The organism is Sphingomonas sp. P4_D12 (genome assembly GCF_056401895.1).
The window spans coordinates 465,501-479,345 of record NZ_JBFUIL010000001.1 but is presented as its reverse complement, the minus strand read 5'-3'; the positions used below and the strand labels follow the sequence as shown (position 1 = coordinate 479,345).

The window sequence follows — 13,845 nt, the reverse complement described above, 5'->3', positions numbered from 1 at the left end:
AGAACACAATGCCGGTACTCGGAGTTGGTGGAATATTCTTCCGCGCAAAGGATCCCGACGCGCTCAACGCATGGTATCGCGAGCATCTCGGCATTGGCGCGGGTTGCGCGGCGGAGGATACCGGGCCGCCGGAAGAATGGACCTGGAAAGTACAGGGCGGTCCGATGGTATTCGCGCCGTTCAAGGCGGATACCGATTATTGGGCGACCGACCATCAGTTCATGCTCAATTTCCGCGTCAACGACCTCGACGGCCTGCTCGAGCAATTGAACGCCAGTGGGATCGACGTGATCGTGAAACCGGAATGGGACTCGCCCGAAACCGGGCGTTTCGCGCGTATCCATGATCCCGAGGGCAATCCGATCGAATTGTGGGAAGCGCCGGCTTGAGTCTATCCGATCCCCAACCGCCCGGCGCCGCGTTCCAAGCAAGGCTTAAAGACGATCTCGATGCGCTGACCCGCCGCCATCGCCGGCGTGCGCTGGCCGCCCGGACCGGCCACGATTTCGCCTCGAACGACTATCTCGGCCTCGCCGGGTCGCCCGAAATGCGGGCGATCGTCGCCGACGCGCTGGCGCGGGGCGTACCGATCGGCGCGGGCGGATCGCGTCTGTTGCGCGGCAATCACGAGGAGCATGAAGCGCTCGAAGCGGAGGCAGCGCGCTGGTTCGGTAGCGAGGCCGCGCTCTATTTCAGCACCGGCTTCGCCGCCAATGGCGGATTGTTCGCGGCTTTGCCCGGCGCCGACGACCTCGTCGTCCATGACGAATTGATCCATGCCAGCGCGCATGATGGCATGCGGCTCGGCCGCGCCGCGCGCGTATCGGCCAGGCACAACGATGCCGACGCCGTCGCCGATGCAATCGCGCAATGGCGGCGCGAGGGCGGCCGCGGCCGGCCATGGATCGCGGTCGAGAGCCTCTATTCGATGGATGGCGACCGCGCCCCGCTCGGCGATCTGGTGGCGATCGCCGACCGCGAGGATGCCGTGCTGATTGTCGACGAGGCGCATGCGACCGGCGTGTTCGGACCGGTCGGGCGCGGGCTCGCCGCCGAATGGGAAGGCCGCGGCAACCTCATTACCTTGCGCACCTGCGGCAAGGCGCTGGGGGCTGAGGGCGCGTTGGTCTGCGCCTCTCGCGCAGTATGCGATACCCTGATTAACCGCGCCCGCGGCTTCATCTTCTCGACCGCGCCCTCCCCACTGATGGCCGCGGCGGTGCGCGGTGCCCTCGCTTTGCTCGAGCGCGAACCGGAACGGATCGCCACGCTCGATGGCCTGGTGCGCCACGCGCACGATCGCCTCGTCCCGCTCGGCGCGCTTGCCAGCGGGTCGCCGATCATGCCGGTGATCATCGGCGATGACGCGCGGACGATGGAGATTGCCGGGCATCTCCAGGCACAGGGTTTCGACGTACGTGGCATCCGCCCGCCGACCGTCCCTGTCGGCACTGCGCGGCTACGACTGTCGATCACGCTCAACGTCGATGCCGCGACGATCGATGCGCTCGCCCAGGCGCTGAAAGAGGCATTGTGACTGCGATCGTCGTCACTGCCACCGGCACCGATATCGGCAAGACAGTGTTCGCCGCCGCGCTCACCGCCGCGCTCGACGGCTGCTATTGGAAGCCGGTCCAGGCCGGGCTCGACGATGGCAGCGACCTGGAGCGAGTCGGACGATTGTCGGGCCTGCCGGCCGCGCGTCTGCTGCCCGAAGCCTATCGTCTGACCACCCCCTGCTCGCCACACCGCGCGGCGGAGATCGATGGTGTGACGATCGATGTGGACGCGCTCGAACCACCGCGGTGCGACCGGCCCTTAGTGATCGAAGGCGCCGGCGGCGTGCTGGTGCCTTTCACGCGACAGGCGACGTTCGCGGACGTGATGGCGCGCTGGCAGCTGCCGGTGGTGCTCGTCGCCGCGACGTCGCTCGGCACGATCAGCCACAGCCTGGCCGCGATTGAAGCGTTGCGCGCACGCAAGGTCGATATTCGCGGGGTGGCCTTTGTCGGCGATGCTGTCGAGGATAGCGAAGCGACGATCGCGGATATGGGCGGGGTCAAACGGCTTGGCCGCCTGCCGATGCTCGACCCGCTCGACCCCGGTGCGCTGGCCGCAGCCTTCGCCGCCAATTTCGATCTGGCCGATTTCCGATGAGCGGTTCGCCAGTCTGGCACCCCTTCACCCAGCATGGCCTAGGCGAGCCGATCCCGCTGGTGACGCATGCCGAAGGTGCGGTGCTCCACACCGCCGACGGCCGACGCGTGATCGATGCCATCTCGTCCTGGTGGGTGACGACGCACGGCCATTGCCATCCGCGCATCATGGCCGCGATCGCCGCGCAGACGCAAAAGCTCGACCAGATCATCTATGCCGGCTGGACGCACGAGCCGGCCGAGACGCTGGCGCGCGGGCTGACCGCGATCATGCCCCCCGCGCTCACCCGCGTCTTCTATTCGGACAGCGGATCGACCAGCGTCGAGGTCGCGCTCAAGATGGCGCTCGGGTTCTGGACCAATCGCGGCGAGGCGCGGCACCGCATTCTGGTGTTGGAGCATAGCTATCACGGCGACACGATCGGCGCGATGTCGGTCGGCGCGCGCGGGGTATTCAACCGGGCCTATGCGCCATTGCTGTTCGATGTCGGCACGATCCCCTTTCCCGCCGAAGGTCATGAACAGGTGACGCTCGACGCGCTGGAGACGGCATGCCGCGAGCATCCCGCGGCGTTCATTGTCGAGCCGCTGATCCTCGGCGCCGGCGGGATGCTGATCTATCCGGCGCACGTCCTGGCCGAGATGCGCGCAATCTGTGCGCGGCACGACGTGCTGTTCATCGCCGACGAGGTGATGACCGCCTGGGGTCGCACCGGCACTCTGCTGGCCTGCGAACAAGCCGATGTCGTGCCGGACATTTTGTGCTTGTCGAAGGGGTTGACCGGCGGCGCGGTCCCGCTCGCGGTGACGATGGCGACGCGGCCGATCTTTGACGCGCATCTGTCCGACGATCGCGCCAAGATGTTCTTCCACTCATCGAGCTACACCGCCAACCCCATCGCCTGCGCTGCGGCGGTCGCCAATCTGGAGATCTGGCGCGACGAGCCGGTGCTACAGCGGATCGCCGATCTGGGCGCGCGGCAGCAGGCGCGACTCGATGCGCTGAGCGGCGTCACGGGAAAGCGGCGGATCGGGTCCATCGCAGCGATGGAAGTGCCGGTGGGCGACGGCGGCTATCTCGCCGCGATCGGGCCGCGCTTGCTGAAGCATTTTCGCGAGCGCGACGTGCTGCTGCGACCGCTCGGCAACACGGTGTACGTAATGCCGCCTTACTGCATCGACGATGCGGAATTGGATACGGTTTACGAGGCGATTGCGACGGCGGATTGAGCGACGTTCCGCCCTCTCACCCGTCATGCCGGACTTGTTCCGGCATCCAACGTGCAGATTAGGGAATAGCTGGAGCCTGTTGTCCAGCGCTTGCCGCCCGTTGGCCCCCGGGACAAGCCCGGGGTGACGTCGGTAGTTGGGGCGCCGGAGCCGGCGCGAAGTGAATTCGCGCCGTCGGCCGGCGCCTGCGGCGCCGCCGGCCGGGCTCGGTGCCGGGCGCGGAATAGCGACGCTATTCCGCCACACCGAGCCCTACTTCGGCGAGAGCACCATCAGCATCTGACGGCCTTCCATGCGCGGATAGCTTTCGACCTTCGCGTCCTCGGCGGTGTCATCCTGCACGCGCTTCAACAGGTTCATGCCGAGCTGGCCATGGCTCAGCTCGCGACCGCGGAAGCGGAGCGTCACCTTGACCTTGTCGCCCTCACCGATGAATTTGTGGATGGCCTTCATCTTCGTCTCATAATCATGATCGTCGATGTTCGGACGCATCTTGATCTCCTTGATCTCCTGCGTCTTCTGGCTCTTGCGAGCGAGGTTGGCCTTCTTCTGCGCCTCGTACTTGAACTTGCCGACATCGAGGAACTTGGCCACGGGCGGATCTGCGTTGGGCGACACTTCGACGAGGTCGAGACCAAGCCCTTGGGCCTGCTCCATCGCCTCTTTGGTGTACATAACACCCAGATTCTCGCCTTCATGGTCGATCACTCGAACCTTGGGCGACTGGATCCATTCGTTGAATCGGGGGCCGTTCATCGGCGGCGCCTGGTTTGGTCGGCGCATCGTGGGAGGACGGATAGGTACTGCTCCTTTGGGTTGTGAGGTGCCTGATATAGAATTTTGCCGACGGATTTAAAAGCCGCGACAGCAAAACTAGGCATTTATGATCGGGAATAGCGGTTCGCGATCGGCGCAATCCACGCCGGCGGCAACATTTCCTCACGATTGCGCACGATTACGGCAATGCGGGGGCGATAGTCAGAAGCCGCCGCCGGGACTCGGTCTCGCCATAGAAGACCCTGCCGGGCGGCCGCAGGAGGAACGTTCACCTCATCGCACAGGGGAATGTTCCATGATCTATCGCCTCGCCGCCATCGCGGCGGCGCCGTTGCTGGCCGCCATGCCTGCCGCCGCGCAGGAAGAGCCGCCCAAGCCGGTCACCGTGTCGGCCAATGTCGCCCTGGTGTCCGACTATCGTTTCCGCGGCGTGTCGCAGACCGACAAGCATGCTGCGTTGCAGGGCGGCGTCACCGTCACGCACGAAAGCGGCGTCTATGCCGGCGCCTGGGCCTCGAACCTTTCCGGCTGGGGCACGTTCGGCGGCGCCAACCTGGAACTCGACCTGTTTGCCGGGATCAAGAAGCCGATCGCCAGCGGCACCAATATCGACGTCGGCCTGACCTGGTACATGTACCCCGGTGGCGCCGACACGACCGATTTCGCCGAACCTTATGTCAAGCTTAGCACCACGATCGGACCGGCCAATCTGCTCGCCGGTATCGCTTATGCGCCGAAGCAGAAGGCGCTGGGCAATTTCTCCAACACGCCTGAGAGCCGGGGCCGGGCGCAGGACAATCTCTACCTCTGGGGCGATGCCAGCGTCGGTATTCCCAAGACCCCGCTGACCGCCAAGGCGCATCTCGGCCATTCCAACGGCAATCCCGGACTCGGGCCCAACGGCACCAGCGTCGCCCCGACCGGCGAATATTTCGACTGGTCGCTCGGGGTCGACTACGTGATCGGCCCGGTCACGCTGGGTGTGTCGTATGTCGATACCGATATCAGCAAGGCGAGGTCGGCTTATCTGCTGCCCAATTTCGCCTCGACCAAGAACGGGTCGTCGATCGCCGATGCCACCGCGGTGTTTTCGGTCAGCGCCGCCTTCTGAAAACAAACGGGCGGCGAAAAGCCGCCGCCCGCCGTTCGAATCAGGCCTGTGCCTCGGCCTCCGCCGCGACGGCGAGGTCGGGCGGCATCGCGGCGCGCTGCAATTGTCCGATCACCGCGGCCAAGGTCAGCACCTGCTGGCGATCGCTGCCCAGCTGGCGCAGCGCCACCGTGCCTTCGTCGGCTTCGCGCTTGCCGACGACGAGCAGGTTCGGGACCTTGGCCAGGCTGTGCTCGCGCACCTTGTAGTTGATCTTCTCGTTGCGCAGATCGGTTTCGACTCGCAGCCCCGCCTTGCGCAGCTCGGCCGCGACCTGTTCGGCATAATCGTCGGCGTCGGACACGATCGTCGCCACCACCACCTGGGTCGGCGCCAGCCAGAGCGGGAAACGCCCGGCGTGATGCTCGATCAGGATGCCGATGAAGCGCTCGAAACTGCCCAGGATCGCGCGATGAAGCATGATCGGGCGATGACGTTCGCCATCGTCGCCGACATAGCTCGCGTCGAGCCGCTCGGGCAGCACCGTGTCGGTCTGGATCGTGCCGACCTGCCATGTGCGCCCGATCGCATCGGTCAGATGGAATTCGAGCTTGGGCGCGTAGAAGGCCCCCTCGCCCGGCAATTCCTCCCAGCCGAATTCCTCGGTGTTGCGGCCCGTCGCCGCCACCGCGTCACGTAGCGATTGTTCGGACCAGTCCCACATCTCTTCGCTGCCGAAGCGCTTGTCAGGACGCAATGCGAGCTTGATCGCATATTTGTCGAAGCCCAGGTCCTTGTAGACGATATCGAGCAAGTCGATGAACGCCGCGACTTCGCCCACCAACTGGTCGGCGCGGACGAAGATATGTGCATCGTCCTGGGTGAACTGGCGCACGCGCATGATGCCGTGCAGCGCCCCGTGCGGCTCGTTGCGGTGGCAGCAGCCGAATTCGGCCATGCGGATCGGCAGGTCGCGATACGATTTGATCCCCTGGCGGAAGATCAGGATGTGCGCCGGGCAGTTCATCGGCTTGAGCGCCATCCATTGCGCGTCGTCAGAGACCAAAGGCCCCTCGTCGTCGATGTTCGGCACCTCATCGGGGATGACGAACATGTTCTCGCGATATTTGCCCCAATGGCCGGACTTTTCCCATTGGCGGGCGTCCATCACCTGCGGCGTCTTCACTTCCTCATAGCCCGCGGCGTCGAGCCGGCGGCGCATATAGGCTTCGAGCTCGCGCCAGATCATATAGCCCTTGGGGTGCCAGAACACCGATCCATGCGCTTCGGCCTGGAGGTGGAACAGGTCCATCTCCTGCCCGATCTTGCGGTGGTCGCGCTTGGCCGCTTCCTCGAGCATCACCATGTGCGCATCGAGCTGCTTCTTGTTGAGCCAGCCCGTGCCATAGATGCGCGAGAGCATCGCGTTATTCTGATCGCCGCGCCAATAGGCGCCCGACACGCGGGTCAACTTGAATGCCTGGGGATCGAGCTTGCCGGTCGAGGCGAGATGCGGACCGCGGCACATGTCGAGCCACGCATCGGGGCGATTGCCGGCCTTGTAGACCGTCAGTTCCTCGCCCTCGGGCAGTTCGGCGGCCCATTCGGCCTTGAACGTCTCGCCCTGCGCCTTCCAGCGCGCGATCAGATCGGCGCGGCTCCACACTTCGCGGATCAGCGGCTCGTCGCGCGCGATAATGGCGCGCATTTCGGCCTCGATCGCGGGAAGCTCTTCCTCGGTGAACGGTCCATGCTCGGGGGTCGGCGCGAAGTCGTAATAGAAGCCGTCATCGGTCGCCGGGCCGAAGGTGATCTGCGTGCCCGGGAACAGATTCTGCACCGCCTCGGCCAGGACATGCGCGAAATCGTGGCGCGCGAGTTCGAGCGCGTCCTTCTCGTCCCTGGATGTCACAAGCGCGAGTTGGGCATTGCCCTCGAAGGGCCGCATAATGTCGCGCAATTCGCCGTCGACGCGCGCGGCGATCGCCGCCTTGGCCAAACCGGGGCCGATCGCGGCGGCGATATCGGCCGGGGTCGTGCCGGGCGCGACCTCGCGAACCGAGCCGTCGGGGAGCGTGATCGAGAGCATTTCCATGGTCGTTCCTGTCAGTTGGCGCGCCTATGCACCGGGCAGCGTCCGAGGGAAAGACTGGAACGGGGGAGCGGACGCCGACCTCACCCGTTCCCGGGCGAGGCGATCGGCGAGAGCGTCAGTCGCGCGCGCCGAACACCCCCCGGAAACCCGGGGTAGTGGTGGTAGTCGTGGGGAACGCGCGGTTCATGGCCGGGGATATAGGGCGAGTTCGTAAACATCGCCACCCCCTCGATAAACACCCCTTATCATCGCCTTCCGAGCTTCGATTCATGCAGACGGCGGATCGCCGCTAAAGCATGCGCAGGAGGATCGCCCGATGGACAAGACCGTCATCCTGCGCCGCTGGTCGGCGCGCATCCGTACCGACGATGAGGCGGACTATGTCGCCTATATCGCCGGCACTGGGCTCGACGATTACCGCGCGACGCCGGGCAATCTCGGCGCGCAGATGCTGGTCCGCACGCTTGGCAACGGCGAAAGCGAGGTCACCACGCTCAGTTGGTGGGAGTCGATCGATGCGATCGCGGCGTTTGCCGGCGAGGATATCGACCGCGCGCGCTACTATCCGGAGGACGACCGCTTCCTGCTCACCCGACCCGAATATGTCGAGCATCACCGCGTGGTCGGCGGTGCCGAAATACGTCCCGGCGCTAGCGCATGACCATGGCGGCTGGCTGAGCCGTTAGGGTCCGTATTCAATTACCACGAGGTCGTGACGGAGCCGATTTTGGTGTCCGGCGAGGAGCAAGGAGGGAGCGATGCTTGTAGCATCGTGACCGACGCGCGACGACGTCCGGGCGGCAAAATCGGCCCGCCGCTGTGCGGTTGCCCGCAGGAGCCCGCCGAGCGTCGTCGCTTGCTTGCGCGTAGCTTTAAGCTACGCGTCTGCGCTGCGCTCCTAGTCGGCGGGCTCCTGCGGGCAATCACGATCCTCGTGGTAATTGAATACGGACCCTAGGCCGATCAGGCGGCCTGAGCACCGACAATGTCGTTGCGATGTGCGCGCAACCGCGCATGGTCATCGTCGCTCAAATCGGGTGCCATCATTTGGCGCACCTGGGCGATATGCGCGCGGACGCGGCCGTTGAACCAGGCAACCCCGGCGGCAACCCCGTCCCAGTCGAGCGGCGCGTCGGCGGCGCGCGCCATGAGTTCGCGGACGTTGAAGCGCAGATCCTCGGTCAGTGCGATACACTCGACCTTGAGCTCGTTGACCCGCGCACGCGTGCTGGCGTCGGCACGCTCCAGCATCGGTGCGAACACCTCGCGGTGGACGAACAATTGGTAGGAGGCGAGGACCAAAGCGGAATCGGCGATGCGCCGCTTGATCAGCTCTTCGCTCCCCGCGTCGCGCGCGATCAGCCAGGCCTCGCCTTCGGCCATCATGCGTTCGATCTTGGCGTGATATTCTTCCAGCGTCTGCGGCATCGGGGACCTCTCGATCACCCGATCGCTAACCGGAATTGGTTAGCAAAGGCTTTGGAGAACTACGTAGTTCAACGGATGTGGCCAATATGGGTACGATTATCCCCGGGATATGACCTGGCCGAACGGCACGACATGGTTGTTGCTGTCATGCCCGATCAGCGCGCGACCCTCATACGGGACCTTCATGATCTTGCTCCAGTCCCAGGCGATCTGGTCGGGATTGTGCCCGAAATCGGCCTGACCGTCGGCGGGCGGCAAGGTGATCGAGCCGACGCGCAATGAGGCGATCCCCGCCAACTGGGTCGAATTGGCGACGTGGAACATCATCCGGTCGACGCGATAGAGATGCTCGCTGACTTCCTCGACCAGCAGATCGTGATCGGTCAGATCGGGCAGCCACGGCGTGCCGATCATTGCGTCCAGGATCGACAGGTTGAACGCCGCCGCCGGGCGCCCCGAACCGATGATCCCGGGATCGAGTCCCGCTTTGTCGCCATGGACCAGCCAGCCCAATGTCCGCCGGACCGAGGCGCCATTGTCGTTGCGCGTGACGTCGATCGGCATCGGGCCGTGGATCGGCTTGCCGATCTTGTGCGCGTAGAGCGCGCCGAGCATGAACCCCATGTCCGAATAACCGATATAGGATTTGCGCTTGGCGGCGTCTTCGAGGTGCGGGAAGATCAGCGGGAACAGCCGGTTCGACCCATAGCCGCCGCGCGCGAACCAGACCGCATGGACACTGGGATCGTTGGCATATTTGAGGAAAGTGTCGGCGCGCAGCTGATCCGGGCCCGCCCAGGTATGGCCGCCACCCGAGGCCCAGCTTTGCGGATCGATCACCAATTCGACATCGTATTCGGCGGCGATTGCCGGCAGCGCGTCGAGCGAATGTTCGTCGACCCGGTTGGCGGGCGCCATCACCGCAATTTTCATGTGCCCTGCCGTCCCGTTCTTGCCGTCGTCCGTGAAAGCGGGGATAGCCCGGCGCGATGGATATGAGCAAACCCTGTTTCTTCGTCGGGATCGGCGGATCGGGCATGATGCCGCTGGCGATGATCCTGGCGGCGCGCGGCGCGACCGTCGCGGGATCGGACCGCAGCCTCGACCAGGCGCGGCTGCCCGCCAAGTTCGACTATCTGCGCGACCTGGGCGTCACCCTGTTCCCGCAGGATGGCAGCGGCATCACCTCGCCCGATCAGATCGTCATCGCCTCGGCGGCGATCGAGCCGACCGTGCCCGATATGATCGCCGCGGAACGGCTCGATTGCCCGCGCCGTACGCGCGCGGAAATGCTTGCCGATCTGTTCAACGCCAGCACGATGCCGATCGGCGTCGCCGGCACCAGCGGCAAGTCCACCGTGACCGGGATGATCGGCTGGATCCTCCATGCGCTGCGCCGCGATCCGTCGGTGATGAACGGCGCGGTGATGAAGAATTTCGCCACGCCCAACGCGGCCTTCGCCAGCGCGCTGGTCGGCGGCGGCGACGCCTTCGTCAGCGAAGTCGACGAAAGCGACGGCTCGATCGCCTTGTTCGCGCCGCGCATCGCGGTGCTCAACAATGTCAGCCTCGATCACAAGAGCCTCGACGAGCTCAACCAATTGTTCGGCGACTTCATCGCCAAATCCGAGATCGCAATCGTCAATCTCGATAACGAGGATGGGGCGCGGCTGGCCGGAACCTTGCCCGCCAATCGCGTGATCGGGGTCGCGCTCAAGGCCGACGCCGAGATCATGGCGACCGACATTGTCGAAGAGCCCTATGGCGCCAATTTCCAGCTCGTCGCGCGCGGGCAAGATCCGGTCGCGGTCGAACTCCAGGTGCCGGGGCGCCACAACATCGCCAACGCGCTCGCCGCGATCGCCGCATGCCACGCGGCCGGCATCTCGTTCGAGGATGCAGCGGTCGCGATCGGCGGATTCACCGGGCTGCGCCGCCGCTTCGAACTGGTCGGCGAAACCAACGGCATCGCTGTGCTCGACGATTTCGGGCACAATCCCGACAAGATCGCCGCGACGCTGACGACGCTCCATGCCTTTCCCGGCCGGCTGATCGTGCTGTTCCAACCGCACGGTTACGGTCCGCTCAAGACGATGCGCCGCGAACTCGTCGCCGCCTTTGCCGATGGGTTGAAGCAGGACGACGTCCTGATCCTGCCCGATCCGGCTTATTATGGTGGCACCGTCACGCGCGAAGTGACCAGCGCCGACATCGTCGCCGATATCCAGGCGGCCGGCCGCAACGCCAGCCACATCGCCGATCGCGCCGAAGCGGCGGACAGGATCGCGGGGATCGCCCGACCCGGCGACCGCGTGGTGGTGATGGGCGCGCGTGACGACACGCTGAGCCTGCTCGCGGGCGATATATTGGCGAAGATCGCGGGTAGCTGAGGTTGCGTAAGCGGCGCACCGCTCGATAGGCCGCAAAGAAAGAGCGGCGCGCGGGTGTCCCCACGCGCCGCCCGGTATCTCGCTCAGTCGAAATTACTGAACGGTGATCGGCTCAGCCGTCAGCGCCGGCACGGCCTGACCCTGCAACATCACGGCGGAGTGGCCGCTGATCAGCATCGATCCCAGCAGGGCGGCGACGGTGTTACCTTTGCCTTCCTGACGGTGCTTGCCTTTCAGCGCATAGGTACGCCCGCCGACGGTAACGGTCTGGAACGCGACTTCGAACTTCGCCGACTTGCCGCCGATTCCCTTGCCGGTCCGCCAGGTGATCTTGCCTTTCACAGCGGCGCCGCGCGGAATGACGACCACCCCTTTTTCGACCACGTCGTTGACGACTTGGAATGACGCCTCGTCGCCTTCCTTCATCTTCTTCGACGTGATGTCGGCAACCGGAGCCACGGTCACGGTCGTGTCCGCAGGCAGCACCGTTTCCGCCTGAGCGGGCACGGCAAATAACAGCGCACCCATCAGTGCGCCCATCAAATATAGCTTCATTTCTTTCCCCCTGCCCTGCACGTCGAATCGTGCACTAACGACGGCAAAATGAAACCATCTCAAGCTGCTCACGTCAATCTACCGCTCGCCCGCCTGGAGAGCGAACCAAGGCACACGCTTTTTTTGTAAAGCGCCCCTGAGCCGCCGGCGCCCGGGTTTCTACCCGTTCCCGGCGTCGCGTTGGTCCGTCAGCAAGCGCCGATCGTGACGCGCGAACAATCTGTTCCACAGCCGCACATTGGCGGCATGGCGCGCGGCGCGTTCACGGCGGCGTTTGCGGCGCTGCGGTTGCTGAACAGCGCGCATAACCAAGATCGCCGCCCCCGCCACGGCACCGATCGCCAATATGAACAGCAATACCGACTCCACGCCCGTTCTCCCCCCAAGGCGATCCAATCGGCTTCATATCACTTTCGATATAGCCACTCCACCGTCATGCCGTCGCAGAGCGGGACACCCTAGCCACCACAGCGGTCGCCTGTTTTGTAAAGCACCCTTGACTGACAAGCACGCTTTACTGTAAAGCTCCCTTTACCGATTCGAAAGGAGACTTTACATGATCATGAGCCCCGCCGGTTGGCGCTACAACAAACGGGTCATCGTCCTCAGCCTGATCTATTCCGCGTTCCTGATCGGCGCGGTTTATGGGTTCAAACATCATCTGGTGAGCGGCGCCTTCGCCTGGATCGTGGCGATCCTGCCCGCGCTTCCGATCATCGGCATCTTCGCGGCGATCGGGCTATATCTGGTCGAGGAGCAGGACGAATATGTCCGCATGCTGATGGTCCGCCAGACGCTCTGGGCGTCGGGCTTCTCGCTCTCGATCGCGACCGTGTGGGGCTTTCTCGAAAGCTTCGAACTGGTCAGCCATATCGAGGTCTATTGGGTCTCGGTCCTGTGGTTCGGCGGGCTCGGCCTCGGCAACTTTGCCAACCGGCTGACGATGGGAAGAGGTCAATGAACAACCGCCTCAAGGTGCTGCGCGCCGAGCGCAACTGGAGCCAGGGCGACCTTGCCGACAAGCTCGAAGTCAGCCGGCAAAGCGTCAACGCGATCGAGACCGGCCGCTACGACCCCTCACTCCCCCTCGCCTTCAAGATCGCCGAGCTGTTCGAGCTCGCCATCGAAGACATCTTCGTTTCTCCGTCAAAGGAAGCCTGAACCATGAACCACTTCGCTCTCCGTTTCGCGGTTGCCGTCCTCGCGCCGCTCGCGATCCTCCAGCCCAATATCGGCCATTGCGCCCCCGCCGCCGCGAGCGGCACCGCCGAGGCTCGGATGGACCACATCTCCATCACCGAGACCGGCAAGGGATCGCCGGTGATCCTGATCCCCGGCCTGTCCTCGCCGCGCGCGGTGTGGGACGGCGTGGTGCCCGATCTCGCCAAGTCGCACCGCGTCATCCTGGTCCAGGTCAACGGCTTTGCCGGCGACGATGCCGGCACCAATCTCAAGCCGGGCGTGCTCGACGGGATCGTCGGCGATCTCCACACCTACATCGCCAAGCAAAAGCTGCAGGGCGCGGCGGTGGTCGGCCATTCGATGGGCGGACTGGTCGGGCTGATGCTGGCCAAGGCGCAGCCCGGCGACGTCGGCAAGCTGATGATCGTCGACTCGCTGCCCTGGTACGGCATGTTGTTCGGCCCGGGCGCGACGGTTGATACGGTCAAGCCGCAAGCGGCGGCGATGCGCGACCGCTTCACGGCGAGCTATGGCAAGCCCAACCCGGCGGCGAACCAGGCGATGGCGGCGCGGTTCGCGCTGCGCCCCGAGGCCCAGGCCAAGGTCGCGGGCTGGATGGGCCAGACCGACGCGCGCGTCTCGGCCGAGGCGATGTATGAGGACATGATCACCGACCTGCGCGGCGACATGGGCAAGATCGCGACCCCGATCACGATGCTCTACCCGACCTCCCCGGCATTGCCCAAGGCGGCGGCCGAGCCGCTTTACACCGCCGCCTATAAGGATGCACCGCACGCGACGTTGGTCGAGGTGCCCGACAGCGCGCATTTCATCATGCTCGACCAGCCGGCGGTGTTTTTGAAGACGCTGATGGCGTTTGTTGGGTGACCTCTATCTCCCCTCCCTGCTTGCAGGGAGGGGCTGGGGGTGGGTGCGCGCGTC

General features: G+C 64.9%; 16 protein-coding genes. 10 read left to right on the top strand and 6 right to left on the bottom strand.

The genetic code is table 11. From position 1 onward, the window contains the following. The first annotated feature begins 8 nt into the window (after positions 1-8). Genes AC1DSD_RS02265 through AC1DSD_RS02250 form a run of 4 tightly spaced genes read left to right on the top strand, consistent with a single transcriptional unit; the run spans position 9 to position 3,386 of the window. A complete protein-coding gene (locus AC1DSD_RS02265) occupies positions 9-389 on the top strand; it encodes a VOC family protein (protein WP_478028127.1) in 381 nt (126 codons plus the stop codon). Next, positions 386-1,537 (top strand): 8-amino-7-oxononanoate synthase, encoded by a 1,152-nt coding sequence (locus AC1DSD_RS02260; protein ID WP_478028125.1) that lies wholly within the window; start codon positions 386-388, stop codon positions 1,535-1,537. The genes AC1DSD_RS02265 and AC1DSD_RS02260 overlap by 4 nt, the downstream gene beginning before the upstream one ends. Then, on the top strand, positions 1,534-2,157 hold the full coding sequence (gene bioD / locus AC1DSD_RS02255) for a dethiobiotin synthase (protein WP_478028123.1): 624 nt from the start codon (positions 1,534-1,536) through the stop codon (positions 2,155-2,157). The genes AC1DSD_RS02260 and bioD overlap by 4 nt, the downstream gene beginning before the upstream one ends. Next, positions 2,154-3,386: an adenosylmethionine--8-amino-7-oxononanoate transaminase gene (locus AC1DSD_RS02250; protein ID WP_478028121.1), complete on the top strand. Its 1,233-nt coding sequence runs from the start codon at positions 2,154-2,156 to the stop codon at positions 3,384-3,386. The genes bioD and AC1DSD_RS02250 overlap by 4 nt, the downstream gene beginning before the upstream one ends. Positions 3,387-3,638: 252 nt before the next feature. Here AC1DSD_RS02250 and infC read toward each other — a convergent pair whose 3' ends face one another. Beyond that, on the bottom strand, positions 3,639-4,169 hold the full coding sequence (gene infC / locus AC1DSD_RS02245; RefSeq protein ID WP_066808683.1) for a translation initiation factor IF-3: 531 nt from the start codon (positions 4,167-4,169) through the stop codon (positions 3,639-3,641). A 289-nt stretch (positions 4,170-4,458) separates the two neighbouring features. Here infC and AC1DSD_RS02240 point away from each other — a divergent pair, with 289 nt between their 5' ends. Further along, the gene (locus AC1DSD_RS02240; RefSeq protein ID WP_478028119.1) at positions 4,459-5,274 is read left to right on the top strand and encodes a TorF family putative porin; all 816 of its coding nucleotides are present in this window, start codon (positions 4,459-4,461) and stop codon (positions 5,272-5,274) included. 40 nt (positions 5,275-5,314) lie between these two features. Here AC1DSD_RS02240 and thrS read toward each other — a convergent pair whose 3' ends face one another. Next, a complete protein-coding gene (gene thrS, locus AC1DSD_RS02235) occupies positions 5,315-7,342 on the bottom strand; it encodes a threonine--tRNA ligase (protein WP_478028258.1) in 2,028 nt (675 codons plus the stop codon). A 322-nt stretch (positions 7,343-7,664) separates the two neighbouring features. Between thrS and AC1DSD_RS02230 the strand changes: the two genes are divergently transcribed. Beyond that, entirely contained in the window at positions 7,665-8,009 is a 345-nt protein-coding gene (locus AC1DSD_RS02230; protein WP_478028117.1) for a hypothetical protein, read from the top strand. A gap of 302 nt (positions 8,010-8,311) precedes the next feature. On the opposite strand, the gene AC1DSD_RS02225 is transcribed toward AC1DSD_RS02230, so the two are convergent. Further along, complete coding sequence (locus AC1DSD_RS02225) at positions 8,312-8,776, bottom strand: hypothetical protein (RefSeq protein WP_478028116.1); 465 nt, start codon at positions 8,774-8,776, stop codon at positions 8,312-8,314. A 96-nt stretch (positions 8,777-8,872) separates the two neighbouring features. After that, entirely contained in the window at positions 8,873-9,709 is an 837-nt protein-coding gene (locus AC1DSD_RS02220) for an LD-carboxypeptidase (protein ID WP_478028114.1), read from the bottom strand. 56 nt (positions 9,710-9,765) lie between these two features. On the opposite strand from AC1DSD_RS02220, the gene AC1DSD_RS02215 reads away from it, so the two are divergent. Continuing rightward, a complete protein-coding gene (locus AC1DSD_RS02215) occupies positions 9,766-11,166 on the top strand; it encodes a UDP-N-acetylmuramate--L-alanine ligase (RefSeq protein WP_478028112.1) in 1,401 nt (466 codons plus the stop codon). Between the two features lie 93 nt (positions 11,167-11,259). Here the strand turns inward: AC1DSD_RS02215 and AC1DSD_RS02210 are convergent, their stop codons facing one another. After that, the gene (locus AC1DSD_RS02210) at positions 11,260-11,706 is read right to left on the bottom strand and encodes a hypothetical protein (RefSeq protein ID WP_478028110.1); all 447 of its coding nucleotides are present in this window, start codon (positions 11,704-11,706) and stop codon (positions 11,260-11,262) included. Between the two features lie 174 nt (positions 11,707-11,880). Continuing rightward, positions 11,881-12,090 (bottom strand): hypothetical protein, encoded by a 210-nt coding sequence (locus AC1DSD_RS02205; RefSeq protein WP_478028109.1) that lies wholly within the window; start codon positions 12,088-12,090, stop codon positions 11,881-11,883. 187 nt (positions 12,091-12,277) lie between these two features. On the opposite strand from AC1DSD_RS02205, the gene AC1DSD_RS02200 reads away from it, so the two are divergent. The 3 genes from AC1DSD_RS02200 to AC1DSD_RS02190 are packed head-to-tail and all read left to right on the top strand — an operon-like array spanning position 12,278 to position 13,791. After that, positions 12,278-12,682: a hypothetical protein gene (locus tag AC1DSD_RS02200; protein WP_478028107.1), complete on the top strand. Its 405-nt coding sequence runs from the start codon at positions 12,278-12,280 to the stop codon at positions 12,680-12,682. Further along, a complete protein-coding gene (locus tag AC1DSD_RS02195) occupies positions 12,679-12,882 on the top strand; it encodes a helix-turn-helix transcriptional regulator (protein WP_066592615.1) in 204 nt (67 codons plus the stop codon). The genes AC1DSD_RS02200 and AC1DSD_RS02195 overlap by 4 nt, the downstream gene beginning before the upstream one ends. Positions 12,883-12,885: 3 nt before the next feature. Next, complete coding sequence (locus tag AC1DSD_RS02190) at positions 12,886-13,791, top strand: alpha/beta fold hydrolase (RefSeq protein WP_478028106.1); 906 nt, start codon at positions 12,886-12,888, stop codon at positions 13,789-13,791. Positions 13,792-13,845: the final 54 nt, after the last annotated feature.